Source organism: Pectobacterium aroidearum (assembly GCF_041228105.1).
Taxonomy (GTDB): Bacteria; Pseudomonadota; Gammaproteobacteria; order Enterobacterales; family Enterobacteriaceae; genus Pectobacterium; species Pectobacterium aroidearum.
Map to the genome: position 1 here is coordinate 528,853 of NZ_CP166097.1, position 26,567 is coordinate 555,419.

Consider the following 26,567-nt stretch of genomic DNA (forward strand, 5'->3'; position numbering starts at 1 on the left):
TATGTCAGTGAGGGGGCGTTTCGTGCGTGATAGACCACATTATTTCTCTGTGGCACTAGCGCCACGCCCGCTCAGGGCGCTCAATCGCCGCTGCCCTGAGAACCCAGGCTTTCTGGCGAAATTATACCGCTGCGCGGTTCCTTCGGCATTCGAGAACGCTAATCGTGCCGCTAGTGACGCGCTCCCGGTGCGGCACTAGCTTTCGCAGCGTCCATGCTGCTCACACGGCGTCCTCGTACGCCTCAGTATAATTTTTAACGCCAGTTGAAAAACAAAACTGATTAGCTCGTGGATGTTTTCTGCTTCTAAACCTGTCATCACATGAAACTCATTATGATGAGAATAGTTATCAGTCTTATTGATGCGTCTGTCTCGCAATGATAAGGTGATTAACAATCTCTGCGGCGAATATGTCGCTGCGTCTCACGCTATGTCCGTTAACTGCAGGCCTGATTCTGGGCGTTAAACAGGATGAGGGTATCTTCCCGCTCATGCTCAAACGACTCTTTTCCATTGAGGATTTCTTCGACATCGGTGAACGTTACGGGATTGATTACCACTTCCCGCAGCTGTCGTCTTGCCGCGATCGCACGAAAGAAAAGCGTATCGTTGTGCAGGGGGATGTCGAAGAGATGACGCTATCTTCCGGTATTTGCCTGACGAACTCCAATGTGCGCGTATTGCAGCCTTACGAATCGACCTCTTTGCACTGTTGCCCGTTTTATACGCTGGTGGTGCTGGAAGGGTGCGTCGCGCTGCGCCTGAACGGTAAGGAGTTTGTTGTGCGATCGGGCATGGCATTCAGTACCCGGCTGGGTGACCCGTTAGTCATGAACGCCAGCCACCTTGCGGATTGTCATCTTCGCACCGTATCGCTGGGTATTTTTCCCGCCACTTTCGCTTTGGATCCACTGTTAGGCTCGCTGCTGAACGAGTGGGAACAAGGGGGAAATCCGACGTTTTTATGGCAGGTTCCCGGCTACTTATTATCTGGGCTACAACACGCGCTGGAAAATACCACGCCGGGGCTATCGCGCCAGATGATGCTGGAAGGTGTGATGCTACAGCTGCTGGGGCAAGGCCTGTCATTTGGGCAGCGTGGCGGAGAACGGCGCGTATTGCCTCCGCCCGGCGAACAGGAGCGGCTGGAGAATGTTCGACGACGTCTGGCACAACAGCCTGAAAAAGATTACACCCTTAATGAACTGGCGCAGCTGGCCGCGATGAGCAGCAGTAGCCTGCGTACCAAGTTTCGTCAGGCATATGGTCATTCGGTCTTTGACTACCTGCGCGACTGCCGGCTGGAATTGGCTCGGCGCTATCTGGCGCAGGGATACAGCGTGCAGCAGGCGGCCTGGATGTCGGGCTACCAGCACGCGACCAACTTTGCTACGGCTTTCCGGCGACGCTACGGTATGGCTCCGAGCGATGCGCGCATGGTCAGCTAGTATTCCTTCTGTTATCCCCCTTCTGAGCCTCATGTATGCCAGATACCGCCTTTTGTTTACTTGTCTGATGTTTTCTCACTGAGTTCCCGTTTTGTCATTACGCATACGCAAGCTGTCATTGCGCATAGCTACTGCAAGACTAAAAACGGTAATAATTCTTATTTACAATAATAAGGTCTGTGGAGATTCCCATGTTCAGAAAAACGCGGCTGGCGCTGGTGGTTGGCTGCCTTACCAGTGGATTTACGGTGTCGGCACTGGCGCAGGATACGCCATCCTCTTCTTCTCAGGGTGATACGGTCGTCGTCACGTCTCAAACGCAACGCGGTGCGACCAAGCTGGAAACGCCCGATATCGAGACTCCTCAGGCCGTTTCTATCATTACGCGCGATCAGATTCAGGAACAGGGTGCGATTAGCGTTCGGCAAGCGGTTGGTTATACGCCGGGTGTGTACAACAACCAGATCGGTGGGTCCAACCGCTTTGACTACATGGTGCTGCGCGGCTTTTCCGATGGCAGTCTTGATAACGTCTATCTCGACGGGCTGAAGATGATGGGGGATACCAACTCTCATAGCTCGCTGGTTATCGATCCCTGGTTCCTCGACAGCATTGAAGTGGTCAGAGGCCCGGCGTCTGTGCTCTACGGGCGCTCTTCTCCGGGCGGGATTGTGGCGCTGAACTCCCGCCAGCCGTCGTTCGATCGCAGCGGGCAGATCAAACTGTTTGCCGGTAATAATGCGCAGCGTGGCGCTGCGTTCGATGTCACCGGCTCGCTGGATGATGATGAGCGTTTTGCGTTCCGTCTGGGCGGCATTGTGCGTGAAGCCGATACGCAGTTCAAAAAGACCAAAGAAGAACGCTACGCGATTGCGCCCAGCCTGCTGTGGCGGATTTCCGACAAGACGCGGCTGGAGTTGATGGCTTACCTGCACCGCGATCCTGAAGGCGGTAGCCACTCGGGGTTGCCGTATGACGGTACTGTGGTGGCGCATAACGGGCGGAAAATCTCGAACACCTTCTATGAAGGGGAAGAGAATTATGAGAAATACGACCGTAAGCAAAACATGGTGGGGTACAACTTTGAGCATGGTTTCGATAACGGCTGGGCGGTGCGCCAAAAGCTGCGTTATCTGCGTACCAAAGTGCATTTGGATCAGGTGTACGCCTACGGCTGGACGCAGCCGAGCGCCGATACGCTGACTCGTTATTACTCAGGTTCCCGTGAGTCGCTGTCCGCATTAACGTTAGATAATCAGCTTGATGGCAGCGTGGATACGGGAGCCGTGAACCATCGTCTGCTGGTGGGGATCGACTATCAGCAGCGTAATAATAATATGGACTGGCCTTCTGGCACCTTCCCGGCGATTGATGCGTTTAATCCCGTTTATGGTTCCGGACCAACAAGTATGTCCAGCTCGCAGGAAAGACACAAACTGCAACAGACGGGGATCTACGTACAGGATCAAATGAGCTGGGAGCGCTGGCGCTTAACGCTGGGTGGTCGCCACGATCAAGTAAAAGTGACCCACGTTAACCACACCAAAGGAACACACAGCGAGTTGGATAAAAACAACTTTAGCTCACGTGCTGCCTTGCTCTATCTGTTTGATAACGGCTTTGCGCCATATGTCAGCTATTCCACGGCCTTTACGCCAACCAGCTTCGCCGATGATAACGGCAACGTACTGGAACCAATGAAAGGCAAACAGTGGGAAGCCGGGATGAAGTATCAGCCTGAAGGTTCTCAGGATCAGTACAGTCTGTCGGTATTCCGCATTAATCAGAAGAACGTGGCGACAAAAGTTCAGCCTAACGACCCTTACCGTTCCATTGGTGAAATCGAATCGGAAGGGGTGGAGTTGGAGGCCGTGAGCCATCTTACTGATAATCTGCGTCTGCAAGCGGCTTATACCTATACGGATATTCGCTATAAGAAAAGTAGTGTGGCTGAGCAAGGAAAGCGTGCGGTGTACGCACCGCGCAATCAGGCCAGCGCCTGGGCGAACTATGATGTCAAAAGTGGTCCGCTGGACGGTCTGACGATTGGTTCCGGTGTGCGTTACGTGAACGGCGTGACCTCCGATCGTGCCAATACCCATACGCTGCCTTCTTATACGCTGGTGGATATGGCGATAGGATACGATCTCTCGAAGGTGGGTCTGAAAGGGCTAAGCGCGCAGCTTAATGTCAACAACCTGACCGATAAACGTTATGTTGCTTCCTGTAACTCGCTGGAATTCTGTTACTTCGGTGCCGAGCGCAGCGTAGTCGGCAGCGTCTCTTATTCGTTCTGATGCCTTCGCCGTCCTGCTTTAACGGGTAGGACGGCCACTTTTATGAAAATTTATATCCATAAATCTTCTATTCTCCCTCCAATATTTGAATATATTAATCCTGATAGCGAATAGTGATAATATTCTGCTACTGCATATCTATTTCAGCTATTTTCCGCAAGTAGTTAAATATCGTTCTGATTCATTGAATAAAATAAATAATAGTGAATTTATATTTCCTGTATTTATATTTTTCAGGTGTAATTAATACCGTTGACCTTTTTATATGTGGCAATACGTGGCTTTTATATCCGATGTGCTGGACATTTTAACGACTGAAAATAATACTTCTGTGGCGGGTGATATTTGGTGGCGTTATCGAACGTCATATTCATTAATTGGTCAGTAATAGATTAATCGACGCATGGATCAGTAATGGAGTGATGTCGCACCTATTATCCCTGAGAATAATTTCACTACTTATTATTTGAAACGCTATTTACATAGCGCATGTGAGGCATAGCAATGGAATTGAATAATAAAAATAGACGGTTTTTCTTTATTAGCTCTGCGAAACGAATCATTGGAACCGTCGGGTTATTATCGTTAGCGAATATACCGTTCTATACGAGAGCGAATGACGTAGCGGATAAGACAAAGAACGTTGGGATAAAGACGTGCCCACTCACGACGGAACAAATTGTAGGGCCTTATTTTGTGGATTATAAAATACTACGGCGTGATATTACCGAGTCTCAACCTGGCATCCCGCTGCTGTTGAAGATAAAAGTGATCGATGGGGTGTCTTGTGAACCCGTGGATAACATATTGGTTGATATCTGGCACTGTAACGCCCGAGGAAAATACTCAGGTTGGAGCTTCATTAGCCCTGATAAAGAAGCGACAACAGATGAGGTCGGGACCGTTAACAGAACTGATAGCACAAGTTTCTTTCGGGGTATACAGCCAACAGACCAGAATGGTGTAGTGAGGTTCACGACGATATTCCCCGGTTTCTATGCTGGCAGGGCAACACATATTCATGTTGCGATAAGGCGGCCAAGTAAAAATCCTCTGGAAAAAGAGCACTTTGCTTTTGTCGGGCAGTTATATTTCCCAGAGGATCTTTGTCGTGTGGTTTATAATAACGAACCCTATAGTCCAAGGGATATCACGCGAGTGACCAACACTGAAGATGAATATTTTACCAAGATGAATGGCGCGCAATCGCTACTTACGGTAAATAAAATCAATGAAGGTGATTTCAATGATGGGTTCACGGGGGAAATCATTTTGTCTATTGATAAGAATGCGACTTCTACCTACCTCACTCAGCGTGATTTATACAAGTATACGGTTTCACAAGAGTAGAAACGATAATGGGGCAGCGGTACTGCCCCTTTTTTATCCCACCGTGTCAACGGCACACCACGTTAATACAAGCCAATGACCTTCCACCACAGCAGACCCGCGCTCATAAAGATCGCCTGATTGGCCAGACTGACGACGAAACCGGTGCGCCACCAGATGGCGGTGGGCACGTAGCCCGCGCCGAACAGGATCGGGCCGCGCGCGTGAGTGTATTGTGTCAGTGAACAGTACAGGCTACTGGTAAATGCCAGCATGAACGCCATCGGCACTGCGGGAATGTTCAGGTTGATCCCGACACCGAGGAACACCGCAAAAAGCGCGGCGATCTGCGCGTTGCCGCTGGCGAAGAAATAGTGGGTGTAGAAATAGGCCGCATTCAGTAGCAATAGCACCAACACCCAGCTCGTTCCCTGCATCAAATGGCCAATATTACTGCCGATAAGATCGCCAAACCAGTTGGTGAAACCGAGCTTTTTTAACTGATTTGCCATCATCAGCAGAGCGGCGAACCAAATCAGCGTATCCCATGCGCCCTTTTCACTCTTCACGTCTTCCCAGCTCAGTACGCCGGTTAGCAGCAGGAAGGACAGGCCGACGAACGAGGCCGTTGTCGCATCCACGCCTAAGCGATCGCCAAAAATCCATAGCACCAGAAGGAGGATAACGGTGAAGGCCATCAGCCATTCGCCGCGGCTCATGTTGCCCATCTTTGCCAGTTCGGCGACGGCCAGTTTTGGCGCATCCGGCGTATGACGAATTTCCGGTTTGGTTAGCCAATAGACGAGCAGGGGGACAACGGCCAGAGAAATCAAACAAGGCACGAGCGCCGCCAGAAACCAGCTTCCCCAGGTAATGGTCACGCCCGCATTGGCCGCGAGTTTTACCGCCAGCAGGTTGCCAGTGTAGGCGGTCATAAACAACGCTGCCGTCACATCGTTAACGTTACCGATACAGGTAATCAGGAAGGTACCGATCTTACTGCGCGAAGCATCTTCCGGTTTGGAATCAAAGCTGCGCGATAGCGAATCGGCAATGGGATAAATAATTCCGCCGCAGCGTGCGGTATTGCTCGGCATCGCAGGGGACAGCACCAGATCGGCGAAGGCCAGGCCGTAAGCCAGGCCCAGCGTACGCTTTCCAAGCAGGCGAATCATCTGCAGGGCGATACGGCGACCCAGCCCCGTTTTGATAAACCCGCGAGCGATCATGAATGCTACAACAATTAGCCAGATCAGCGAGCTGTTCAGGTCACTGAGCGCGGTCTGTATCGCGCCGCTGGCTGTCGTATCTCCCGCGGCGTACGTCAACGCAAAGAGCGTGATACTGATAATACCGATAGCCCCAATCGGGAGCACGTTAGCAACAATAGACACGATCGTTGCGACGAAAATGACAGCGGAGTGCCAGGCGGCTGGGCTCAAGCCTGTTGGGGGCTCCATTCGCCAAAAAAAAGCGGCGATGGCAAGAATAACGATCAGCGGGAACCAGTTCAGTCCATACGAGGTTTTTGTCTTCATCCATTTTCCTTACTAAAAAGTCAAAAGGAGTACAGGGCATACGTTAATGCATGCAATGCGCTAAATGTTAAGCATGCTTAAAGATTTATAAACATATAACCCATAAGAGTTATATGAATAAAAAGAGCATAGCGCTAACCGGGGGCGGTGTGAGGCGAAAAGAACCGTCTTATTGATTTGGATTCTGTTTTTTAAATATTGTCAGTTAATTAATTTTTATCATTAATTGAGTGCCGGGACGATTTTGCTCTGACGCGGGCTGTCTCGCAGTATGGTCAGCCAACATCTGATAAGATGGTGTTCATTACGTCATCAACACATGATTAGCTGGAGGCGTGGACTTTTTGTTAACACTGCTAAATCTCCTTTCTGCGATTGCGTTACTGGTGTGGGGCACCCACATTGTCCGCACCGGTATCATGCGGGTTTATGGCACCCAGCTACGGCGGGTTCTCAGCGATAGCGTTGAGAAAAAGCCGTTGGCTTTTATGGCTGGCATTGGCGTCACTGCGCTGGTGCAGAGCAGCAATGCAACCGCGTTGCTGACGACCTCTTTTGTCTCACAAGGGTTGGTGGCATTAACGCCTGCGCTGGTGATTATTCTCGGGGCGGATGTCGGTACGGCGCTGATGGTGCGCATCCTGACGTTCGATCTGTCCTGGCTTTCTCCGCTGCTGATTTTTCTTGGCGTGATATTTTTCCTCAGCCGTAAGCAGACGCGGGTTGGTCAGATTGGCCGTGTAGCGATTGGGCTCGGGCTGATTTTGCTGGCGCTGGAAATGATTGTCGTGGCAGCGGCCCCCATTACCCAAACGTCGGGCGTGAAGGTGCTGTTTTCCTCGTTGACGGGCGACGTCATGCTGGATGCGCTGGCTGGCGCGCTGTTCGCGGTGATTACCTATTCCAGTCTGGCGGCGGTACTGCTGACGGCTACCTTGACGGCAAGCGGTGTGATTTCGCTGGAAGTGGCGATGTGTCTGGTCATTGGTGCCAATCTGGGCAGCGGGTTACTGACGATGATGAGCACCTCGACGCAGAATGCGGAGGGGCGACGCGTGGCGCTCGGCAGCATGCTGTTCAAGCTGATTGGGTGTCTGGCTGTGTTGCCGCTGGTTGAACCGCTGTCGCGCTGGCTGACGCGTATTCCGTTGGGTGCCGAAGAGCTGGTGATCTACTTCCACCTGTTTTACAACCTGATTCGTTGCCTGCTGCTGATTCCGCTTACTGGCGTGGTGGCGCGCCTGTCCTGCGCGATGATTGCTGATTCACCGCAGGTCGATCTCCAGATGAAACCGCGCCATCTGGATACCAGTTCGCTGGACACGCCAGCGCTGGCATTGACCAACGCCGCACGGGAAACGCTGCGAATTGGCGATGTGCTGGAGCAGATGTTGCGCTTGTACCGCGAAGTGTTGCAGGGCGACCATATGCAGCGGCGGGAGATTCGCCGGCTTGATGATGATGTCGATATCCTTTATACCGCGATTAAGCTTTATCTGGCGCAGATTCAGAAAGATGGGCTGGATGAGCGAGATTCCCGGCGCTGGGCGGAAGTGATCGAAGTGGCACTGAATCTGGAACAGGCGGGGGACATTATCGAACGCATGGCAGACGACATCGCGAACCATTCTTCTGGCGTGCGTATGGCGTTTTCTACACAGGGACTGGAAGAGCTGAACCAGTTGCATGAACAGCTGCTGGCGAATCTGCGTCTGGGGCTGTCGGTTTTCCTGTCGGAGGATATCACCAGCGCGAAGCGCCTGCGTCGTGCCAAACACCGCTTCCGTATTATGAACCGTCGTTATGCACATGCGCACGTCGATCGCTTGCATCAGCACAACGTACAGAGTCTGGAAACCAGTTCGCTCCATTTGAGCTTACTCGGGGACATGAACCGACTGAATTCCTTGTTCTGTGCGGTAGCGTATAACGTATTAATTGTGCCGCAGGACGGGGACGAAGAACGCGAAGAGTCACCGCTGACACTGTGATTCCCTTTGTGGGGTCTCACTGGATACAGCCGTATATTTTTATGCTGACTGAGGGATAGTTTCGTGCGCGATAATGCTGCCATTTTCATGCTACCTCGTAGCATGCGCCCGACACGGGACGGCTCAGACGCCGCTCGCCCCGTGACCCCAGGCTTTCGGCGGAAATTATGCCGCTGACGCGGTGCCTTCGTCGATATCGGGCTTAACGGACCGCTTGCGACACGCTCCATGCGTGGCGCAAGCTTTCGCCGCGTCCATGCGGCTCATCCTAAGCCTGCCATCTCCTCTGCATAATTTTTTACGCCGAATAACGGCAAAATCCGCGTCTGCATAAAAATATGACGAAGAGACCGACTACGCGTCGTGAATTTACTCGAACAGGCTGCGGTGCAGCGTCTGAACTACTCGCTCGGCATCATCACCCGGTACCAGGAAGCACAGGTTGTTGCTGCTGGCGCCGTAGCAGATCAGGCGAATACGGAAAGGTTCCAGTACGCCAAACACCTCTTTTCCGACGCCACAGGCTTGAGACAGCTTGTTGCCGATCAGCGCGACCAGCGACAGATTCTCTTCAACCTCGACCCGGCACAGCGATGACAGTTCGGTCAGCAGGGCGCTGGACAGCAGGCTGTCGCCCGTTGAGGTGGAGCCAGTGGTGTCGAGCGTCAGCGCTACGTTGACTTCTGACGTGGTGATCAGGTCAACGGAGATATTGTGACGCGCCAGAATGCTGAACACTTCGGCCAGAAAACCGCGAGCGTGCAGCATGTTCAGGCTATACAGGGTGAGCAGCGTTTGTTTACGACGCAGCGCCAGCGCGCGGAACAGCGGTGGGTTTTCGGTTTTATTGCACACCAGCGTACCGCCCGCGGCCGGATCTTTGCTGGAGCCGACGAACACCGGTATATCGCTACGCACAGCGGGCAGCAGCGTAGCGGGGTGCAGGACTTTCGCGCCAAATGTCGCCATTTCGGCGGCTTCTTCAAACATGATCTGGTCGATACGTTTTGCCGTCGGCACCACGCGTGGGTCGGTCGTGTAGATGCCGGGAACATCGGTCCAGATATCAATCCGGCTGACGTTGAGGGCTTCGCCCAGCAGTGCCGCGGTATAATCGCTACCGCCGCGACCCAGCGTGGTCGTGCGGCCTTTCGCTTCACTCCCGATGAAGCCCTGTGTGATCACCAGACCTTGCTCAAGACGCGGCTGTAACTGGCTGCGTGTCAGTTCGCCCAGCACGTCGCAGTCCGGCTGTGCACGGCCAAAGTTATCGTCGGTACGCATAATTTTGCGCACATCGAACCACTCTGCCACGACGTCACGCTGACGCAGGATTTCGACAAACAGCAGGGTAGACATCAATTCGCCATGGCTGACGAGCTCATCGGTCAGCGCGTTGGACGTCGCGAGCGCCGCGGCTTCAGACAGGGTAGTGACATTGTCCAGCATGCGGTCAATCTCATCACGAATGACGCTCTGGTTGGTCAGTCTGTCGATGATGGCGTATTGGATCTGGCGGATCTTCGCCAGATTTTCAGCACGCGTTTCGGGCGCCTGACCCTCTGCGAGTGCGACCAGTAAATTGGTGATACCTGCCGATGCCGACAGCACCACAACGCGTACATTCGGATTAGATAGCACCACATCGGCGCTGCGATTCATGGCGTCAAAGTCCGCCACGCTGGTGCCGCCAAATTTGGCAATAACGGTAGGGTTCGCGTTTGCGGATACTTCAGTTACAGACATGTCAAAAACCTCGTGTCAGGGGGTAGGCTGTTTTCAGTAAACAGCATTCCATTAATCAGCCTTGGCACAGGGGGAGAGCAGAAGTAGGGGGCAGGCGTAGAAAATCGCTACGATACACCCAGAAGCGCTCCACCTTGCTGAACGTCCATCAGGACGAATCCGGTGACAACCCAGAGGATTCAGCCTCTGTAGTCGATAGGGTGAAAGCCGTATTTCACCGCATCTCGGCGTCGCTCCCCCTCGGATATCATCAGCGGATTACGGTTCCTCCGATACCTTACCTGGGCGACGCGCCTCTTCTGGCTTGCACACCGAGTGTGCAAGTACGGTGTTACAAATAACGGGTTATGCGGTTTCTGTCAATAAACAAAAGGACATGAATCGCTTTTAGCAAGAAAAGGGATCTCAATCGGGATTTTAAGGGATACAATCGATTCAGTCACTTTGAACTCATGCTTAGAGAGAAAGTCGCATTATGAAAAATATCAATCCAAGCCAAACTGCCGCCTGGCAGGCGTTACAACACCATTTTGACGCGATGAAAGAGGTGCAAATCAGCGAGCTGTTTGCACAGGATAGCGATCGTTTCGCGCATTTTTCCGCGACGTTTGACGATCTGATGCTGGTGGATTACTCCAAAAACCGCATCACGACCGAAACGATGGAAAAACTGCACGCGCTGGCGCGGGAAACCGACCTGTCTGCGGCGATTCAGTCCATGTTTGCTGGCGAGAAAATCAACCGCACGGAAGACCGCGCCGTTCTGCACGTTGCTCTACGTAACCGCAGCAACACGCCGATTCTGGTAGATGGCAAAGATGTGATGCCGGAAGTCAACGCGGTGCTGGCGAAGATGAAAGATTTCAGCGAGCGCGTGATCGGCGGTGAGTGGAAAGGCTATACCGGGAAAACGATCACTGACGTGGTGAATATCGGTATCGGCGGCTCTGATCTGGGTCCGTTCATGGTAACGGAAGCGCTGAAGCCTTATAAAAATCACCTCAACATGCACTTTGTCTCCAACGTTGACGGTACACATATTGCTGAAACGTTGAAGCCGCTAAACCCGGAAACCACGCTGTTCCTCGTTGCGTCAAAAACCTTCACCACGCAGGAAACCATGACCAACGCGCATAGCGCACGCGACTGGTTCCTGAACACGGCGAAGGACGAGAAGCACGTTGCCAAGCACTTTGCCGCGCTGTCTACCAACGCGAAAGCCGTCGGCGAATTTGGTATCGATACCAACAACATGTTTGAGTTCTGGGACTGGGTGGGCGGACGCTACTCCCTGTGGTCGGCAATTGGGCTGTCGATCATTCTTTCTCTGGGCTTTGAGAACTTTGAAAAACTGCTCAGCGGCGCGCATGCGATGGACAAGCACTTTGCTTCCACGCCCGCAGAGAAAAACCTGCCTGTGTTGCTGGCGCTGATCGGCATTTGGTACAACAATTTCTTCGGTGCCGAAACCGAAGCGATTCTGCCGTATGACCAGTACATGCACCGCTTCGCCGCCTATTTCCAACAGGGAAATATGGAATCCAACGGCAAATCTGCCGATCGCAATGGCAATCCGGTGGATTACCAGACCGGGCCGATTATTTGGGGTGAGCCGGGCACGAACGGCCAGCATGCCTTCTACCAATTGATTCATCAGGGTACCAAGCTGATACCGTGTGATTTCATTGCACCGGCTGTTAGCCATAACCCATTGAGCGATCACCACAGCAAGCTGCTGTCGAACTTCTTTGCACAGACGGAAGCGCTGGCGTTTGGTAAGGGCCGTGACGTAGTAGAAGCGGAATTTGCAGCGGCCGGCAAAAGTGCCAAAGATGTGGAACACGTGGCGCCGTTTAAAGTCTTTGAAGGCAACCGCCCAACCAACTCCATCCTGCTGCGCGAAATCACCCCGTACAGCCTGGGTGCGCTGATTGCGCTGTATGAACACAAGATCTTTACTCAGGGTGCGATCCTGAACATCTTCACGTTCGATCAGTGGGGCGTAGAGTTAGGTAAACAACTGGCGAACCGTATCCTGCCAGAGCTGGAAAATGACAGTACGATCGACAGCCATGACAGTTCCACTAACGGGCTGATCAACCGTTTCAAAGCGTGGCGTAACTAATCGGGCCTGTGCCCTTTGGTTTTTCAATCGCAAGGAGGAAGACATGCAGGTTCGTATTTTGTTGGGGCTAGCCGCGGCAGTGTTGCTGGCGGGATGCAGCAGTAGCAGTAGCCAACTCAGCGCCGCCGGGCAGGCCGTGACGTTCACGGATACCAAGCCAGGCAGCGAATGTCAGTTGTTGGGGCAGGCCAGCGGTAGCCAGTCTAACTGGCTGGCAGGCAACCATAGCGACGGAAGCTCTATGCGCGGTGCGGCAAACGATCTGCGTAATAAAGCGGCGGCGATGGGGGGCAATACGGTCTATGGTGCAACCAGTCCGAGTGAGACCTTCTGGTCAAGCTTTGCGCCGCTGGACAGCAAGATGAACGGCAGCGTCTACAAATGTCCTTAAGCTAGAGAGAAACCTGGTGAGAGTGGGGAAACCTGCTCTCACCTTATAATTACTCCACCGATCGCTCAGTGTCGTCCTGATGCTGTTTCATCCCTAAATCCAGCGGCGTTTTACTGGCTTCACCACCAATTTCTCGCGCCAGACGCGGCACCAGATAGCCGGATACCTTCTTCAGCAGCGCTTTGACCAAGATGCGCGCCTCGTTGTCATCCACCAGAAAATGCGCGGCACCTTGTACCTTATCCAGTACGTGCAGGTAATAAGGCAGAATACCTGCGTCAAATAGTGCATTGCTGAGCTGGGCGAGCGTGTCCGCGCTGTCATTCACCCCGCGCAGCAGCACGCTTTGGTTGAGCAGCGTCACGCCTGCACGGCGTAAACGCGCCATACCTTGTGTTAAATCAGTATCAATTTCCTGCGGGTGGTTAATATGCGTCACCAGCAACACCTGAAGCGAACTGCGGGACAGACGATCGCATAGCGCGTCGGTAATGCGGGCAGGGATCACCACCGGCAAGCGGCTGTGAATACGCAGGCGTTTCAGATGTGGAATATGTTCCAGCTCGGTGATCAGCCAGTCCAGCTCGTGATCCTTGGCCATCAGCGGGTCGCCGCCGGAAAAAATGATTTCATCCAGTTCGGGATGCTGGCGGATATAATCCAGCGCCTGACGCCAGTTAGCCTTATTGCCTTGATTATCCTGATAGGGGAAATGGCGGCGGAAGCAGTAGCGGCAGTTCACCGCGCAGCCGCCTTTAACCAGCAATAACGCGCGGTTGTGATATTTGTGCAGTAGCCCCGGCACGACGCTGTGTTGCTCATCAAGCGGATCGTGGGTGAAGCCTGGCGTGGCAGTGAACTCCTCACGCGCGGTCAATACCTGTAGCAGCAACGGATCGTCAGGATTGCCTTTTTGCATACGTGCAGCGAAGGCGCGCGGTACTCGCAGAGCAAAAAGTCTGCGTGCATCATTGCCTTGCCGAAGTTTTGCGTGATCGTTCAGTGCCAAAAGTTGCAGTAATTCATCAGGATCGGTAATTACGTCTGCAAGTTGCTGCAACCAATCTTCTCTGGAAGGTATATTTAGGGTTACAATGTGTGCCATTTTTTTGGCTTCGTACCAGTATTAAAATTGTAGAGGGCCTTTATGGCGACTTATTCTAGCAACGATTTCCGTTCCGGTCTTAAAATCATGTTCGAAGGCGAGCCGTATGCCATCGAATCCAGTGAATTTGTGAAGCCGGGTAAAGGCCAGGCTTTTGCTCGTGTAAAAATGCGTCGCCTGTTGACAGGTTCTCGCGTTGAAAAAACCTTCAAATCTACCGATTCTGCAGAAGGCGCAGACGTTGTAGATACCAACATGAACTACCTGTATAACGACGGTGAGTTCTACCACTTCATGCACCCTGAGACGTTTGAGCAGCATCAGGTTGAAGAGAAGACCGTTGGTGATTCTGCAAAATGGCTGCAGGACAATGCCGAATGTATCGTTACCCTGTGGGATGGTCGTGCTATCGCTGTTCAGCCGCCGAACTTTATCGAAGCTGAAATCACCGATACCGATCCAGGCCTGAAAGGCGATACCGCAGGAACAGGTGGTAAGCCAGCTACGCTGAGCACTGGCGCGGTCGTTAAAGTGCCATTGTTCGTACAGATCGGCGAAGTGGTCAGAGTTGACACGCGTTCTGGTGAGTACGTTTCACGCGTTAAGTAATGTATCTGGAAATGCCGCCTTCTATAAGGGCGGCTTTTCTAATTCATTCTCTCCTCACGTAAGTCTCCTTCTGTTTTGCTCTTCATCCGAAAAAACCGCCACAAGCATTAAAATTGGCTACGCTTAAAAAGCAGTCCTTTCGTACCGTTGAAATCCTATTCTCATAAAGAAGGAACCGAGTATGTTGAAGAAAGCTTGTGTTGCCATTTTCTCTCTGGTTATTCTCTCTGCGGTGGTGGGGTGCAATACCACTCGAGGTGTTGGGCAAGATGTGGAAGCGGGTGGTAAGGCTATTCAGCGCAGCGCCCAATAGAAATAAGTCGTAATAACTTTTCCGAGTGGAAGAAAATGCCGTTTATGGTGTTTTCTTCCCCGCGGCGAGATAATGTGAAAGTGGATCACTCGGAGAAGTAATAATGTCGCCTATTTTCATTACTGTCGGCATGCTGACATTAAGTAATATATTTATGACGTTCGCCTGGTACGGGCATTTACGTTATTTCAGCGGCCGTACCTGGATCATTGCCGCGTTGGTCAGCTGGGGGATCGCATTATTTGAATACCTCTTGCAGGTGCCAGCAAATAGGATTGGTTATCAGGTTGCTTCTGCCGGTCAGTTGAAAATATTGCAGGAAGTGATCAGCCTTTCCGTATTTATCCCTTTCTCCATGATTATTTTAAAAGAGCCGTTCCGCACTGATTATATTTGGGCGGGGCTATGCCTGCTGGGCGCGGTTTTCTTTATGTTTCGCGATAAGATTATGGGATAACGCGCCGCGCTATCCCCTGTGTTGCGACCAATACGATCGGGTTACTGATTGACCCAAATGAGCGCCTCTGTTGGGAAACCGTAGCGTTTGGCTGTGGCGAGCAGTTTGTCGCGTGTCACGGCATCCAGCGTTGGCATGCGTGAGAGAATCCACAGGTAGTCACGGTTCGGCCCGCAAATCAGGGCGTAGCGGTAATCGTCATCCAGCTCGATAATGTTGTAGCCGCCATAAAACGGCCCGAAGAACGACACTTTTAGCGCGCCTCGCTGAGGCGATCCCGTGAAATAGGCTTTCCCGGTGCTCTCTTTCCATTCCTGTTTTTCGACGTTAAAGCCACGGTTGATAACCTTGATGCCGCCGTCATCCCGCGGGCTGTAGGTTGCCGTCACGCGTTCCAGATTGCGTTCAAAGCGGTGGTCGAGACGAGCTATCTCATACCATGTGCCGAGGTAGCGATTGACGTCAAAATTTTCCACTACGGTGACATTATCGGGCGGCGTTACGCTACAGGCGACAGAAAAGAGCGCCACCAGCGCGGCAACGCAGGCTTTCCCGCGACGTTTGATTGTTAATAGCAGGTTTTTGAAGAACAGGGCGTTAAAGGGCATCATATTGACGTCTCATCGTTTTCATCACTGTTCCAGTGTAGACGATGGGCGTGGTCCGGCGGGAAAAATAAACGGCCTGCGGCGATGTCGTGCAGGCCGTTGAGTACAACTTTACAGATGTTACATCTTACAGTGTGACGACGCCGATGACGGTAACCACGGTCAGGATTGCCGCCAGACCGTAGAACACCCATTTTCCGGCAGGAACGTGGATTTTCAGGTCATGCATCGCGTGGTGGATGCGGTGCAGGCCACACCAGATTGGCAGCACAATCATCAGTAGTAAAAAGACGCGGCCGATAAAGCTCTGGCTGAATGCGGCGATGCGCTCATAGGTTAACGCATCCGGGAACAGCCCCAGAGGCAGCATTATACCGACCAGTAGGATCATCACCGGGGCGAAGAATGCGCTCCACATCCCGCCGGCGCCGAACAGGCCCCAGAAAGGTGGTTCGTCAGAACGTTTTGGCGTTGGGTTAATCACGTTATTTCTCCTGTTCAGAATAGTAAGGCGATCGCCAGAACGGCTACGGTTACCACCACGGTGACAGCCCACAGCCCTTTAATGATTGGCTCTGGCCCCATTTTTTCATCTTTAACGACGATGATGCTGGCCTTCGGCGCCAGTTCAAACCAGGTTTTGGTATGCAGCGCGGCGGCAAGTAGAGCCACAATATTAATCAGCAGTACCAGCGGGTTTTGCAGGAAGCTGACGAAGTGTGCCCAGCCTTCCGGCCCGTTCTTCAGTGCGAAGACGCCACACATCAGTACGATACTGAACCAGACGGCAGGGACAGCCGTCCCCTCACGCAGCATATAAAAGCGGTAGAACCCCAGTTTTTTCCACCAGGTCGGCGACACGTCGCGAACATACGCTTTACGTTTAGATGTCATCATTGTCCCTCCCTTATTGTGGTTTCAGCATGGCGATCATGAAGTCTTTCGCACTTTCGACTTTACCTTGCTGGATCGCAGCGGCAGGGTCGACGTGCTTCGGACACACTTCTGAGCAGTAGCCCACAAACGTACAGGACCAGACGCCATTATTACCGTTCAACTGCGGCATACGTTCTTTCTTGCCGTGATCGCGGTTGTCCAGGTTATAACGGTGTGCCAGCGTAATCGCCGCCGGGCCGATGAACTCAGGGTTCAGGCCAAACTGCGGACAGGCCGCGTAGCACAAACCACAGTTAATACAGCCGGAGAACTGGTGATACTTCGCCATTTGCGCTGGGGTCTGCTTGTTCGGGCCGTCAGCTGGTTTACGATCGTTGCCGATGATATACGGCTTGATGGCTTCCAGGCTCTCGATGAAGTGGGTCATATCGACCACTAAATCGCGCTCAATGGGGAAATTGCCCAATGCTTCGACCTTCAGACCGTTCGTGTAATCACGCAGAAAGGTTTTACAGGCCAATTTAGGGACATTATTCACCATCATGCCGCAGGAGCCACAGATTGCCATGCGGCAGGACCAGCGGTAGGAGAGGTCCGGTGCCAGGTTATCTTTGATATAACCCAGCGCATCCAGCAGGGAAGTCTGCGTGTTGTACGGGACGTCGAACGCTTCAAAATAGGGTTCGCGATCCTGTTCAGGGTTATAGCGCATGACTTCCATTTTCAGGGTTTTGATCGTCTCAACCATTCGCCTGCTCCTTCTTGCTGCCTTCCTGTGCATCACCTTCTGCACCGTATACGCGTTTGGCCGGTGGAAGCTTGGTAATCTTCACATCGCTGTACTCCAGACGAGGTGCGCCTTCCGGGTTATAGAACGCCAGCGTATGCTTCAGGAAGTTAACGTCATCACGCTCGGTGCAACCCTCATCCAGACGCTGGTGTGCGCCGCGAGACTCTTTACGGTTGATTGCCGAGTGCGCCATACATTCCGCAACATCCAGGCTGTGGCCCAGCTCAACGGTGTACAGCAGATCGGTGTTGAACACACTGGAGCGGTCGGTGATTTTCACGCGTTTGAAGCGCTCTTTCAGCTCCGCAATCTTATCGACGGTTTTCTGCATCAGATCGGTGGTGCGGTAAATACCACAGCCTTCTTCCATCGACATGCCCATTTCGTCGCGAATTTTCGCCCAGCTTTCGGTGCCTTCCTGATTCATCAGGTCATGCAGGCGCTGTTCGATGTCGCGCGTTTGCGCGTCCAGCGCTGAACCGTTGGCCGGCGCTGCGGCTTGCGCGCGCTGTACGGCGTGTTCACCCGCAACACGCCCAAAGACCACCAGTTCGGCCAGTGAGTTTGAGCCCAGACGGTTCGCGCCGTGCAAGCCAACAGAGGAACATTCACCGACGGCGAAGAGACCCTTGATGCGGGTTTCGCAGTTTTGATCGGTTTCAATGCCGCCCATTGTGTAGTGCGCGGTAGGGCGAATAGGAATCGGCTCTTTCACCGGATCGACGCCAACATAGGCTTTTGCCAGTTCGCAGATGAACGGCAGACGTTCCAGAAGTTTCTTCTCGCCGAGATGGCGCAGATCGAGGTAAACCACGTCGCCCAACGGGGTTGAGACGGTGCGGCCTGCACGCCATTCGTGCCAGAACGCCTGCGACACTTTATCGCGCGGCCCCAGCTCCATGTATTTGTTTTTCGGCTGACCAAGCGGTGTTTCCGGGCCCATGCCGTAGTCTTGCAGGTAACGGTAACCGTCTTTATTGACCATGATGCCGCCTTCGCCGCGACAGCCTTCGGTCATCAGGATACCGGAACCGGGCAGACCGGTCGGGTGATACTGAACGAATTCCATATCACGCAGCGGTACGCCGTGGCGGAACGCCATGCCCATGCCGTCGCCGGTGACGATGCCGCCGTTGGTGTTGTAACGGTACACGCGACCTGCGCCGCCTGTTGCCAGCACCACGGCATTAGCACGGATCTGAACCAGCGACCCTTCCATCATATTGATGGCAACGAGACCGCGGGCCTGACCGTCATCGACCAGAACGTCGAGGACAAAATGCTCGTCAAAACGTTGGATTTGCGGATATTTAAGGGAGGTTTGGAACAGCGTATGCAGCATGTGGAAGCCGGTTTTATCGGCAGCAAACCAGGTGCGCTCGATCTTCATCCCGCCAAAGCGGCGAACGTTGACAGAACCATCCGGTTTACGGCTCCAGGGGCAGCCCCACTGTTCCAGTTGAATCATCTCTTCCGGGCAGCGTTTGACGAAGTGCTCAACAACGTCCTGTTCACACAGCCAGTCGCCACCAGACACGGTGTCGTTGAAGTGATAATCGAAGCTATCGTGTTCCTGAGTCACTGCTGCTGACCCACCTTCTGCTGCCACGGTATGGCTACGCATTGGGTAGACTTTTGAGATCAGCGCAATTTTCAGTTGAGGGTTGGCTTCTGCGGCAGCAATTGCCGCTCGTAGGCCAGCACCCCCGGCCCCGATAATGGCCAAATCGGCGTTAAAGGTTTGCAATGCATTCCTCCAGTTACTTAAGTTAATTAAGTTAAAATAAAAAAATAATATCTATTCATTTCTGTCTTTATATCCGAGCTTAATATCAAACCCGCTGAAAATTATGTGATAGAGGTATAAAGAATAGATAAACCTATAATTTTTGTGTGGGAATAATTATACCGAATTATAGGTAGATGAAATTTGATGTGATCCCGCATTTTGTCGTTTTTTCAGCGAGTCTCGTATTTATTGATAAAAACGTGATCGAAAGGCTTATTTAGGGGGAAATAATGCTTTTATTTCTTTAATAACCCTTTTGAGGGGGATATAAGAAAATGATCCACTGGATATAATTTATGGCTGCTATCCTGACCGCTCCCTATCTAAAGGTAGAGCATAGATTGCTGAAAAGCGCGTCTGGCCTTTTTTCCGCTGGAAATTTGGGCTGATGCGGGTAGACTGCACCCCCTGTTTGACTTTGGAGTAAGAACCATGAGCGAGACGACAAGTTGGCAACCTAGTGCTTCTGTCGCTAATTTGTTGAAACGAGCGTCGATCATTGCTGCTATTCGACGTTTCTTCACCGATCGTGGTGTACTGGAGGTCGAAACGCCTGCGATGAGTCAGGCTACGGTAACGGATATTTTCTTATACCCGTTCCAGACCCGTTTCGTTGGCCCCGGTGCTGCGGATGGTATGACGATGTACTTGATGACCAGCCCGGAATACCACATGAAACGTCTGCTGGCGGCTGGCAGCGGACCGATTTTTCAGCTGTGCCGCAGTTTCCGCAATGAAGAATCAGGCCGGCACCACAACCCTGAATTCACCATGCTGGAATGGTATCGCCCTCACTATGATATGTACCGCCTGATGAATGAGGTCGATGACCTGTTGCAGCAGGTACTGGATTGTGAAAGCGCAGAGATGCTCTCTTATCAGCAGGCGTTTCTACGCCATCTGGAGCTCGATCCTCTGTCCGTCGACAAAGCGCAACTGCGCGAAGCGGCAGAAAAACTCGGATTGGGCGATATCGCCTGCCGCGAAGACGATCGCGATTCGCTGGTTCAGATGCTCTTTACCTTTGGCGTGGAGCCGCACATCGGGCGCGACAAGCCAGCGTTTGTCTACCATTTCCCCGCCACGCAGGCCTCGCTGGCGGAGATCAGTTCGGAAGATCATCGCGTCGCCGAGCGCTTTGAAGTCTATTTCAAGGGGATCGAACTGGCGAATGGCTTCCGTGAATTGACCGATGCCGATGAGCAGCGTCAACGTTTCGAGCAGGATAACCGTAAGCGCGCCGCGCGTGATTTGCCACAGCAGCCGATTGATGAAAATCTGCTGGCAGCGCTGAAACACGGCTTGCCGGAGTGTGCTGGTGTAGCGTTAGGTGTGGATCGTTTGATCATGCTGGCGCTGAACGCCGAAAAGCTAAGTGACGTGATTGCGTTCTCGGTAGAGCGCGCGTAACAAGCCTCATGAAGGGCGGTGCCACCTCTGGCCGCCGCCCATTTTCCCCTCTTATAAACTGCCCGGTGTCCGCTGCCGTGGCGTCAGCGTTCTTCCACTGCGCGACAGATTGTCCATTCTTACCTGGAACGGTGGGAAAGGAAGATCCAGATTGTGTTTGCGGTAGTTTTCCAGAATCAGCTGATGCAGTTCATGGCGCAGCGGCATACGGTGCCCCATTTCAGCGGCGAACACGCGCAGTTCGAAAATCTGAATCCCCTGTTGCAGGTCAACCAGAAAGGCTTCAGGCTCTGGCGTATCCAGAATCAGCGAACAACGCTTCACCGCATCCATCAGCAGTTCTGTGACTTCCTGGCTGTTCGCGTCCGCCGGAGCGGGCACCGTCAGCACAACACGTGTGACGGAATCCGACAGTGACCAGTTGATAAACTGCTCGGTAATAAATGCCTTGTTTGGCACGATGATCTCTTTGCGGTCCCAGTCGGAAATGGTGGTGGCGCGGGTATTAATGCGCATGACGCTACCCGTGAGATCGCGGATCGTAACGGTATCGCCGATACGGATCGGTTTCTCAAATAGGATGATCAGGCCAGAGATAAAGTTGGCGAAGATCTCCTGCAAGCCGAATCCGAGTCCCACACCCAGTGCGGCTACTAGCCATTGCAGCTTCGACCATTCAATCCCGATCAGCGAGAACCCCATCAGACAGCCGATCAGCATCAGAATATATTTGCTGATGGTGGTAATGGCGTAGCCGCTACCCGGCGACAGATCGAGATGCTGTAGGATCGCCAGTTCCAGCAGGGCGGGCAGGTTACGCACTAGCTGCGCGGTGATAATGAAGATCAGAATGGCGATTAGCACCGATCCCAGCGTAATCGCCTGTACGCTCTCCACACCTTTGACCGTGCTGGAAACATCCCACAGGCTGATATTTTCCAGGAATGCGAAGGCGGAGTGAATTTCCGACCACAGCGCGATAACGGAAACCAGTGCAATCAGCGTCAGAATGGAGCGCACCAGCTGCAGCGATTTGGCGCTGATGGCGTCCAGATCGACGACGGGTTCTTCCACCGCTTCCGAACTGCTTTCATGGGACGACGCAGACGGTGTGTCTTCTTCACCTTTGGCACGCTGCGCCAGAATTTCCGAACGTCGCTGTTTGGCGCGGTCGAAGGCGATGCGGCGTCGCTGAATCAGCATCCAGCGGCGAATAATATGGTAAACCACCAGCAGGAAGAACCAGATAGAGACGGAGGTTTCCAGACGAGCCAGCAGCGCCTGTGCGGTCGCCAGATAGCCGATGCAGGAGGCCAGCGCGGCAACGAGCGGCATGGCGATCAGGATATTCCACATCGCACGGTTAACGGAGTTTTCCCCTGAGCCTTCTTTATCCAGATACAGCGGGATACCGGCGCGTTTTAACCCGGTAGTGACCAGACTCAACGCCATACAGAGAAGGATGAAACAGAGCCGCCCCAGCGTGCTGGAAAACTCGCGATCGTTGAGCTTATCGAACGTAATCAGCGCCATAATCAGCGGCACGATAAAGGCGATGGAAAGGCGATAATAGCGCATCGCTCTGGCAACGCGCTCCGGCGACCAGCGGAAGTGGACAATGAACAATCCCTGCGGGTGCGCGAATGAGGCGCTGATCATCACCAGCCACATCAACGGCACAGTGGCGGTCACGCTGTCGCCGATGGCGACGGCAATCGGATAAGGCCAGGCGTTTTGCAGCCCGTAGCCCAGCGCTGCCCAGAGTACCGGCAGCGGCAGAGCGGTAAGGATGGACCAGAACACGGTACGCAGCGTCAGCATAAAGTGATCGAGCGTAACCTTGCCGACGCGGCTGCTGGCGCGCTCCATAAACGCATGATAGTGACGACGGGAGCTGATGCTGAAGCCTACCAACAGCAGCGCGCCCAACAGCGGCAGCACGGTTTCCTGGCTAGTCACCATCATGACCAGCGCGCTACCCAACTGCGTCAGCGTATCCAGTGACAGCAGACGCGTCAGATCTTGCACCAGTTTGAGCGGATAGGCGAACGTCACAGGATCGACATCCGCAACCCAGAACAGATCGCGGTGGGCCGCTTCGCGTGTTTCGGTCAATGCATCCGCTAATTGGTTATTGGCGACTTTGAGTTTGGTCAGTTCGAGTATCTGTGAGTCACAGCCGGAGATCAGCGAGGTTAGCAGGTCACGCTGAGTACGCATCTGATCGGTCAGAATACGCTGCTGCGCACTGGTCAACGGATCGCCGTTATCCTGTTTGGCATTATCAAGATCCTGCGGCTTGTTGATCAGGTCTTCAAAGTGCAGCCGCTGTACGCGCAGCTGCGCCATGTCGCTATCCAGCAGCTGAGGCTTGGGCATTTCCGGCAGGCGCGCTATCTGCGCCCGTAGTGTTTCTCCCAATATCGGTGAGACGCCGAGCCACTGTGCCTGTTCGCGGATAGTGCTCAGCGCCTGACGAACCTGAATGGTGTGCGTGGCAGCCTGACGCTGTTGAGAGGCGATAAGGTCCATCCGCTGCGCCTGTTGGTTCAGCGCGACGGAGAGCTCGCGGTTAACCTGTAGCTGCTTGCTGATGACGCTGGGTAAGTCGCCACTTTGTTCAGCGAGAAGTTCTGTGCGTTCTAATGCCTGCTCAGCCTCGCGCTGGCGCAGGTTATTGAGCCGGCTGCGTAAATCCTGTTGCAGCAGATCCAGCCTGTCGTGACGCTTCTTATACAGCTCGACGCGTAGCCGGGACAGCTCCTGACGATTGCTGGCGGAAAGCTGCGCCAGTTCCAGTTCGTCCACCCGGCTTTTGCGCAGTGCGGATTCGGCCTGAAGCGCGACGAGCTGTGCTTGCCCCAGCGGCGTGGCGGGCGTACCGAGAGACTGAATACGTCGCTCGGCCTCGCTTTGCATGCGGCTGGCTTCCGTTTGCTGCTGCGGAAGCTGGCTCAGTGAATCGCCGATCTCACGCAGCCGATCTTGTTCCTGCTGGAGTTGGCGCGCCTGTTCCAGCAATTGGCTGCTCGTTTGCAGCAACTGTTGTTCGAGATCGTTACTGGAGAGACTTTCTGAAATGGACGAAGGTTTGCCGTCTTCGGCATTAAGCTGTCGCCGCAGCTCCTGAACCAGTTTGGGGAAGTCATCAATAACGCGTTGATACTGTGTGGCGCGCTCCAGTGACTCTTTGCGATCCTGTAGGGTGTTCAGTGCAGCCTGATATTCCTCAATGATCTTTGCCTGATCGGCTGCACCTTTGTTCGCCTCCGCCTGCTGTAGCTGCTGGCGTAACTGCGCCTCATTGGGCGCAGTGGCAGCCAACGTGGCAGTTGATAATAAACATCCCAGAAGAAAAGTCAGAATCAGACGCACGTTAGCTACCTTATTACAAACAACACTTTTACAAGCGACTAAAGTCGGACGCTATTTACGGCGCGTCGGGTTTGTGACCCGTCTGGCCAGTTGCGTCAGACGCAGTATTTTGTTCCTCAATCTGAACAGGTTCAGACGCTGCTGCGACAGGCGACGGTGTGGCGTCGTTGGCTGCCAGCTCGGTTCCTTCCGGGAAGACGACAGGCGTTGGATCATCCTGACGAACTTCGGCAAACGGTTCACCCATACGGGTCACACTCATGTTATTTAGGTGGGCGGCAAACTGGAGATTATTGCCTGCGGCAAACAGGTTAATCACGGTTGAGCCCAGCTTGAAGCGACCCATTTCCTCGCCTTTCGCCAGCACGACCGCACCTTCTTCACCCGCCTGCGGGTAAGTCCAGCGCTTGATGATGCCTTCACGCGGTGGCGTCACCACGCCTGACCACACGGTTTCGATGCTACCGACAATGGTTGCACCGACCAGAATTTGTGCCAATGGGCCGAATTCCGTATCAAACAGACAAATGACGCGTTCGTTACGCGCAAACAGATTCGGCACGTTATCGGCCGTCAGCAGATTGACGGAGAACAGGTCGCCTGGCACGTAAATCATCTCGCGCAGCACGCCGTCGCACGGCATGTGGAGACGGTGATAATCGCGCGGTGAAAGATAAATGGTGGCAAACAGGCCGTCGCGGAACAGATCGGCCATCATATAGTTGCCGGCCAGCAGCGCTTCCAGCGTGTAGTCGTGCTGCTTCGCCTGAATCAGCTTGCCATCGGTAATGGGACCAAATTGCGACAGCACGCCGTCAGCAGGTTGCACCAGACGGTGCGCATGAGGATCGACAGGCCGAACGCCTGGGCGCAGAGGGCGAACGAAAAATTCGTTAAACGTGCGATAGGATGCGGTATCCGACTGCTGCGCTTCCTGCATGTTGACGTTGTATTGGCGGACAAACAGATCGATCACCAGCTTGGTGAGTTTTCCCGCACGCTTATTTGCTCCCCAGCCCGCTAAGCGGGTCAGCCAGATCTTGGGAAGCCAATACTGTAGTTTGATTTTGATATTATCCAGCACTGTGAGCCTCTTGGATTAATAGTGCGCCATAAAACAAACAGTCTGGGAAACACGCCTGACGTTGCCAGCGGTAGCCCAGAAAGAGAGTCAGCGGATTCGTTAACTCTCAAAGGGGGCGCATTGTAACGATGGTCATGATAAATGTCAGTTATCTGTATCCGAAAAGCCTTTACGCGTTTTTACTTGCGCCATGCTTTCCAGAATCCGGTGATAGTTATCATAGCGCTCTACGGCAATCTCTCCGCGATCAAGTGCGGCGTTAATGGCGCAACCCGGATCGTTTTCATGTTTACAGTCGCGGAACTTACACGAGCCGATATATTGGCGTAGCTCGATGAAACCACGCGTCACCTGTTCGGGTTCCAGATGCCACAGGCCAAATTCACGCACGCCCGGAGAATCGATGACGTCGCCGCCGTGCGGGAAGTGGTAAAGCCGGGAAGCGGTGGTTGTGTGCTGCCCCAATCCTGAGTTATCGGAAACCTCATTTACCAGAATGCGTTCTTCATCCAGTGCGAGCAGCGCGTTAAGCAGGCTGGATTTCCCGACGCCTGATTGTCCAGCGAAAATACTGATACGGTCGGTGAGCGCCTGTTCCAGTTCAGGGATACCCTGTTGAGTATGGCTAGACACCATCAGCACGCGATAATTGAGCGCACGGTAGATATCCATCAATTTATCAACAAACTGGCGGGATTCGTCATCCAGCAGATCGATTTTGTTCAGCACGATCAGCGGTTCGATCTCCAGCGTTTCGCAAGCGACCAGATAGCGATCGATAATGTTCAGCGACAGTTCAGGCAAGATCGCGGAAACGATCACGATCTGATCGATATTCGCAGCGATCGGTTTAATACCATCGTAATAGTCAGGACGCGTCAGGACGGAATGACGGGGGTGAACGGCCTCCACGATCCCGCTGATGCCGGCGAGCGATTCATGGCCTGGGCGCCAGACGACGCGGTCGCCAGTAACCAGCGATGAAAGGGTCCGACGAATGTTGCAGCGGTGCACCACGCCATCGGTGGCTTCCACATCGGCGTGCATACCGAATCGGCTGATGATAATGCCTTCCTGTGCGTCGCCCAGTTGGCTATCTTCCCATTCGACTTTGCTTTCCGTTTTTTTCAGGCGGCGCTGGTGGTTTGCGCTAACCCGACGCTGCTGACCTTTCGACAGTTTCTTTTTGCTCACTGAGCCTCACTTAATACGATTTATCGTTTGCGGCAGTGCGTTATCGCCCGTCGCGTTTCAACCGACTATAA

Annotated in this window: 21 protein-coding genes and 1 riboswitch; of the genes, 10 read left to right on the plus strand and 11 right to left on the minus strand. The window is 53.3% G+C overall.

From position 1 onward, the window contains the following. Positions 1-491: 491 nt before the first annotated feature. From AB8809_RS02370 to AB8809_RS02380, 3 genes are all read left to right on the plus strand, one after another. Positions 492-1,448, plus strand: a complete 957-nt coding sequence (locus AB8809_RS02370) for an AraC family transcriptional regulator (RefSeq protein WP_181830658.1) — start codon at positions 492-494, stop codon at positions 1,446-1,448. 191 nt (positions 1,449-1,639) lie between these two features. After that, a complete protein-coding gene (locus AB8809_RS02375; RefSeq protein WP_180779192.1) occupies positions 1,640-3,745 on the plus strand; it encodes a TonB-dependent siderophore receptor in 2,106 nt (701 codons plus the stop codon). Between the two features lie 504 nt (positions 3,746-4,249). After that, entirely contained in the window at positions 4,250-5,095 is an 846-nt protein-coding gene (locus AB8809_RS02380) for an intradiol ring-cleavage dioxygenase (protein WP_180779191.1), read from the plus strand. Positions 5,096-5,157: 62 nt separating this feature from the next. On the opposite strand, the gene AB8809_RS02385 is transcribed toward AB8809_RS02380, so the two are convergent. After that, entirely contained in the window at positions 5,158-6,612 is a 1,455-nt protein-coding gene (locus AB8809_RS02385; RefSeq protein ID WP_015841897.1) for a DASS family sodium-coupled anion symporter, read from the minus strand. Between the two features lie 344 nt (positions 6,613-6,956). Here AB8809_RS02385 and AB8809_RS02390 point away from each other — a divergent pair, with 344 nt between their 5' ends. Beyond that, positions 6,957-8,603, plus strand: coding sequence for a Na/Pi cotransporter family protein (locus AB8809_RS02390; RefSeq protein WP_015841896.1), 1,647 nt, complete (start codon positions 6,957-6,959; stop codon positions 8,601-8,603). A 369-nt stretch (positions 8,604-8,972) separates the two neighbouring features. Here the strand turns inward: AB8809_RS02390 and lysC are convergent, their stop codons facing one another. Continuing rightward, positions 8,973-10,349 (minus strand): lysine-sensitive aspartokinase 3, encoded by a 1,377-nt coding sequence (gene lysC, locus AB8809_RS02395; protein ID WP_015841895.1) that lies wholly within the window; start codon positions 10,347-10,349, stop codon positions 8,973-8,975. 114 nt (positions 10,350-10,463) lie between these two features. Beyond that, a riboswitch (Lysine riboswitch) is annotated at positions 10,464-10,656 on the minus strand. A gap of 168 nt (positions 10,657-10,824) precedes the next feature. Between lysC and pgi the strand changes: the two genes are divergently transcribed. Further along, positions 10,825-12,474 (plus strand): glucose-6-phosphate isomerase, encoded by a 1,650-nt coding sequence (gene pgi / locus AB8809_RS02400; protein ID WP_194431170.1) that lies wholly within the window; start codon positions 10,825-10,827, stop codon positions 12,472-12,474. Positions 12,475-12,517: 43 nt separating this feature from the next. Continuing rightward, complete coding sequence (locus AB8809_RS02405) at positions 12,518-12,865, plus strand: DUF4156 domain-containing protein (RefSeq protein ID WP_015841893.1); 348 nt, start codon at positions 12,518-12,520, stop codon at positions 12,863-12,865. 49 nt (positions 12,866-12,914) lie between these two features. On the opposite strand, the gene epmB is transcribed toward AB8809_RS02405, so the two are convergent. Continuing rightward, on the minus strand, positions 12,915-13,970 hold the full coding sequence (gene epmB / locus AB8809_RS02410; protein WP_180779185.1) for an EF-P beta-lysylation protein EpmB: 1,056 nt from the start codon (positions 13,968-13,970) through the stop codon (positions 12,915-12,917). A gap of 42 nt (positions 13,971-14,012) precedes the next feature. Here epmB and efp point away from each other — a divergent pair, with 42 nt between their 5' ends. The 3 genes from efp (at position 14,013) to AB8809_RS02425 (ending at position 15,349) form a co-directional block, all read left to right on the plus strand. Next, positions 14,013-14,579, plus strand: a complete 567-nt coding sequence (gene efp, locus AB8809_RS02415; RefSeq protein ID WP_015841891.1) for an elongation factor P — start codon at positions 14,013-14,015, stop codon at positions 14,577-14,579. Positions 14,580-14,760: 181 nt separating this feature from the next. Next, positions 14,761-14,892 carry an entericidin A/B family lipoprotein gene (locus AB8809_RS02420; RefSeq protein ID WP_015841890.1) on the plus strand — a complete coding sequence of 44 codons (132 nt, stop codon included), beginning with the start codon at positions 14,761-14,763 and terminating at the stop codon, positions 14,890-14,892. Between the two features lie 103 nt (positions 14,893-14,995). After that, positions 14,996-15,349, plus strand: coding sequence for a DMT family protein (locus tag AB8809_RS02425; RefSeq protein WP_015841889.1), 354 nt, complete (start codon positions 14,996-14,998; stop codon positions 15,347-15,349). 41 nt (positions 15,350-15,390) lie between these two features. On the opposite strand, the gene AB8809_RS02430 is transcribed toward AB8809_RS02425, so the two are convergent. From AB8809_RS02430 to frdA, 5 genes are all read right to left on the minus strand, one after another. Further along, complete coding sequence (locus AB8809_RS02430; protein ID WP_349854739.1) at positions 15,391-15,960, minus strand: lipocalin family protein; 570 nt, start codon at positions 15,958-15,960, stop codon at positions 15,391-15,393. 124 nt (positions 15,961-16,084) lie between these two features. Beyond that, entirely contained in the window at positions 16,085-16,441 is a 357-nt protein-coding gene (frdD, locus tag AB8809_RS02435; RefSeq protein WP_181847261.1) for a fumarate reductase subunit FrdD, read from the minus strand. A gap of 14 nt (positions 16,442-16,455) precedes the next feature. Then, positions 16,456-16,851: a fumarate reductase subunit FrdC gene (frdC, locus tag AB8809_RS02440; RefSeq protein ID WP_043881993.1), complete on the minus strand. Its 396-nt coding sequence runs from the start codon at positions 16,849-16,851 to the stop codon at positions 16,456-16,458. 13 nt (positions 16,852-16,864) lie between these two features. Continuing rightward, positions 16,865-17,602 carry a succinate dehydrogenase/fumarate reductase iron-sulfur subunit gene (locus AB8809_RS02445; protein ID WP_349854736.1) on the minus strand — a complete coding sequence of 246 codons (738 nt, stop codon included), beginning with the start codon at positions 17,600-17,602 and terminating at the stop codon, positions 16,865-16,867. After that, positions 17,595-19,391 carry a fumarate reductase (quinol) flavoprotein subunit gene (gene frdA, locus AB8809_RS02450; RefSeq protein ID WP_205947475.1) on the minus strand — a complete coding sequence of 599 codons (1,797 nt, stop codon included), beginning with the start codon at positions 19,389-19,391 and terminating at the stop codon, positions 17,595-17,597. Before frdA ends, AB8809_RS02445 begins: the two co-directional genes overlap by 8 nt. A 474-nt stretch (positions 19,392-19,865) precedes the next feature. On the opposite strand from frdA, the gene epmA reads away from it, so the two are divergent. Continuing rightward, complete coding sequence (gene epmA, locus AB8809_RS02455) at positions 19,866-20,843, plus strand: elongation factor P--(R)-beta-lysine ligase (protein WP_015841883.1); 978 nt, start codon at positions 19,866-19,868, stop codon at positions 20,841-20,843. A gap of 51 nt (positions 20,844-20,894) precedes the next feature. On the opposite strand, the gene mscM is transcribed toward epmA, so the two are convergent. The 3 genes from mscM to rsgA all read right to left on the minus strand — a co-directional run bounded on the left by mscM (position 20,895) and on the right by rsgA (position 26,496). Beyond that, a complete protein-coding gene (gene mscM / locus AB8809_RS02460) occupies positions 20,895-24,218 on the minus strand; it encodes a miniconductance mechanosensitive channel MscM (RefSeq protein ID WP_300995406.1) in 3,324 nt (1,107 codons plus the stop codon). Positions 24,219-24,273: 55 nt separating this feature from the next. Continuing rightward, positions 24,274-25,302, minus strand: coding sequence for an archaetidylserine decarboxylase (gene asd / locus AB8809_RS02465; protein WP_349854733.1), 1,029 nt, complete (start codon positions 25,300-25,302; stop codon positions 24,274-24,276). A gap of 144 nt (positions 25,303-25,446) precedes the next feature. Continuing rightward, the gene (gene rsgA / locus AB8809_RS02470; protein ID WP_015841880.1) at positions 25,447-26,496 is read right to left on the minus strand and encodes a small ribosomal subunit biogenesis GTPase RsgA; all 1,050 of its coding nucleotides are present in this window, start codon (positions 26,494-26,496) and stop codon (positions 25,447-25,449) included. Positions 26,497-26,567: the final 71 nt, after the last annotated feature.

Coding starts and splice junctions, on each gene's coding strand:
- epmA (WP_015841883.1), top strand. CDS start 19,866: ATGAGCGAGACGACAAGTTGGCAACCTAGTGCTTCTGTCGCTAATTTG.
- AB8809_RS02430 (WP_349854739.1), bottom strand. CDS start 15,960: ATGATGCCCTTTAACGCCCTGTTCTTCAAAAACCTGCTATTAACAATC.
- AB8809_RS02445 (WP_349854736.1), bottom strand. CDS start 17,602: ATGGTTGAGACGATCAAAACCCTGAAAATGGAAGTCATGCGCTATAAC.
- AB8809_RS02385 (WP_015841897.1), bottom strand. CDS start 6,612: ATGAAGACAAAAACCTCGTATGGACTGAACTGGTTCCCGCTGATCGTT.
- pgi (WP_194431170.1), top strand. CDS start 10,825: ATGAAAAATATCAATCCAAGCCAAACTGCCGCCTGGCAGGCGTTACAA.
- frdC (WP_043881993.1), bottom strand. CDS start 16,851: ATGACATCTAAACGTAAAGCGTATGTTCGCGACGTGTCGCCGACCTGG.
- AB8809_RS02425 (WP_015841889.1), top strand. CDS start 14,996: ATGTCGCCTATTTTCATTACTGTCGGCATGCTGACATTAAGTAATATA.
- AB8809_RS02420 (WP_015841890.1), top strand. CDS start 14,761: ATGTTGAAGAAAGCTTGTGTTGCCATTTTCTCTCTGGTTATTCTCTCT.
- epmB (WP_180779185.1), bottom strand. CDS start 13,970: ATGGCACACATTGTAACCCTAAATATACCTTCCAGAGAAGATTGGTTG.
- lysC (WP_015841895.1), bottom strand. CDS start 10,349: ATGTCTGTAACTGAAGTATCCGCAAACGCGAACCCTACCGTTATTGCC.
- AB8809_RS02380 (WP_180779191.1), top strand. CDS start 4,250: ATGGAATTGAATAATAAAAATAGACGGTTTTTCTTTATTAGCTCTGCG.
- efp (WP_015841891.1), top strand. CDS start 14,013: ATGGCGACTTATTCTAGCAACGATTTCCGTTCCGGTCTTAAAATCATG.
- AB8809_RS02375 (WP_180779192.1), top strand. CDS start 1,640: ATGTTCAGAAAAACGCGGCTGGCGCTGGTGGTTGGCTGCCTTACCAGT.
- AB8809_RS02370 (WP_181830658.1), top strand. CDS start 492: ATGCTCAAACGACTCTTTTCCATTGAGGATTTCTTCGACATCGGTGAA.
- AB8809_RS02405 (WP_015841893.1), top strand. CDS start 12,518: ATGCAGGTTCGTATTTTGTTGGGGCTAGCCGCGGCAGTGTTGCTGGCG.